General features: G+C 43.5%; 1 protein-coding gene. It reads right to left on the bottom strand.

The window, feature by feature from the left end; all coding sequences use genetic code 11:
- Nucleotides 1-120: 120 nt before the first annotated feature.
- Complete coding sequence (gene ltrA, locus RCO84_RS16865; protein WP_317511389.1) at nt 121-1,806, bottom strand: group II intron reverse transcriptase/maturase; 1,686 nt, start codon at nt 1,804-1,806, stop codon at nt 121-123.
- Nucleotides 1,807-2,484: the final 678 nt, after the last annotated feature.

Below are 2,484 nucleotides of genomic sequence, written 5' to 3'. Positions count from 1 at the left end.
CGATCGGGTAGGTCAAGGGCATTGCTGCCCTCTTCCCCCCTAAGAACCGTACATGAGAGTTTCCCCTCATACGGCTCAAGCTTTTCTAAGCCTCTGTTTGTATGCAGAGACCGGCTCAAACTACTTCTTGTTTCCATTTGATTTGCGGGATAATTTAAAACATTCATCATGAACCAACAGATTGCATTTCTTTCCGTTTTGAACGGTTGGCATGACATTCCATGCCTTGTGCGTATCAATAGGCTCACCGCATATAGGACATTTGCGTCCTTGCTTTTCCCATAGGTACAGCAGTGACTTGCGTCCTTTTAGCGTAACAAGCATTTTCGACTTCTTTCTTTTATAGAAGTACAGACGACAGTCTGCATCAAACGGGTTCATGTCTCCTTTAATCTGCGTGTATTGCAGGAATGGAAACGATGAAGTCAGAGACAATAATGTCAATTGGTCTTCCTTTCCGTTTGGTTTCTTGAATTTTGAAGCGAAAGTCCATTTGTTCCCTCGAATGTCATGCCAATATCGGTCTTTTATCCACCGTTTCCCTTTCTTGGAATGACGGCGTTTTGCCCATTGCCATAGTGAGAGGAATATCTGATGGTCGATTCTGTGAAATGAATCACGTGTCGCTCCATGCTGATAATAACCTCCCCATCCTCGGATTTTAGAGTTCAACATTCTGATTAACGACTCCTGTCTGCAACCCTTGTTCTCCTTAATTACCTTACGGATATTCTCCATAAAGCGTTTCTCGGATTTCTTTGTCGGCTTGGTCAATATGTCCTTGCCGTATTTGCGGATATTAAAGCCAAGAAAATCAAAACCGTCATGCACGTTGGTTATCACCGTCTTTTCCTCTGATAAGGTCAGACCTCTTTCAGACATAAATTCAGCAACCAATGGCTTGATTTCATTTTCAAGAGTTTCCTTGTTCTCGCAAGTGATGATAAAATCATCCGCATAACGTACAAGGTTCACCATTGATGAATACAACTTACCATTAACATGATGGCGCTTATATCTATCTGCAAGAGCTTTCTGCAATCCGTCCAAAGTCATATTGGCAAGTGTCGGAGAAATTATACCACCTTGCGGTGTTCCTTCCTCGGTCGGGAACATTTGCTTGTTGAAAACATAGCCACATTTCAACCATTTTCGGAGTATTGCCTTATCCATTGGGATATTGGCAAGTAACCACTCATGGCTGATATGGTCAAAACACCCTTTTATGTCACCCTCCAAAATCCATTCGGGAGAATATCCCTTTCGGAGAATGTTATGACATTGCTGTATTGCATCCATACAGCAGCGTTCCTTGCGGAAACCGTATGAACGAGTATCAGCTGTAGTTTCTGATACAGGCTCCAATGCCATAAGATAGAGTGCTTGCATGGCTCTGTCTTTCATTGTCGGTATTCCCAACGGTCGCAGTTTGCCGTTGCTCTTCTTGATATGAACTCTTCTCAGCGGCATTGGCTGGTAGCCTCTGCGTTTGAGTTGGGTTATTGCTTGCATTTTAGCTTTAGGGGTATCCCATATTTCTTTGTCAACCCCAGGAGTACAACCACCCCCGTTAGAAGTAACCCTCTTTACGGCTAAGGCTTTTGCGTAAAAAGAGTGGGTAAGCGTCCATTGCAAGGCTTTCACCTTGTTATGTCTGCCTTCCTTCTGAGCCTTTACAATACGAGCTTGAAGCTTCTTAACAGCTTGCTCCGCCTTAGTCCAGTCTATTCTGTCCCAATTTGATTGCAGGTTGTCAGTCGGCGCACACGATTGGTCGAGGAGATTTTCTTTGATTTTATCGTTCATTTGCATTCCTACTTTAAAAAGTTCTAAAAGTTTATTGTAAAGAATTACCATTTGGCTAATGTTGGGTATTTGCCTCCCAAACATTACCACAGAAGTCTGCCCACTTTCGTGGTAGGTTGATGTTGTCCCTTGTCAACTCGTGATAAGTGGCTCAAACCCTATCCGTCCCATTACAGAACGGCATTCGCTTTCTCTGTTATCTTATACCTGCACATCATTCAGCATCCATTACTTTCAGCTTACCTGTCTTTTGTCTGACAGGAGATGTACAGGCTTACCATGTTCCACATAGATAACTAACGGATAGGTTAGGTTCTGTCTCATCCTCCGACGGTCTTTACATCCGTGTAATCCTACCATGGAGAGGATTATCTGACCGCATCCCATTTTGGGTAGAGTGTATCAGTATCTTGCACTCTTTTACGACATTACGAAGTTTACTAACAGTTCGCTTACGCTAACCATACTATCCAGCCTCGCCACTCTACGGTATGATACTAACCATACTTGACTTCCCCTCACGGTTCTGTCTTGTCTTGTGAAAGTGTACTTTGTCCCGACCGCTTAATACAACATTAAGGTGCATCGGTCGGTAGGCTACCGCTGACGGAACAGCGGGTTAAAACTGATACTTAAAGTATCATTCCAACAATTATCTATGCGACTTCATGTCGCACC

This window comes from Segatella copri (genome assembly GCF_949820605.1).
In the GTDB taxonomy this organism is placed as follows: domain Bacteria; phylum Bacteroidota; class Bacteroidia; order Bacteroidales; family Bacteroidaceae; genus Prevotella.
Note: the sequence above shows the minus strand (reverse complement) of the source record. Positions and strands in the feature narration are given on the sequence as shown.

Bases quoted from the DNA above. Each gene is read 5' to 3' on its own strand.
- ltrA (WP_317511389.1), bottom strand. From the start codon at position 1,806: ATGAACGATAAAATCAAAGAAAATCTCCTCGACCAATCGTGTGCGCCG.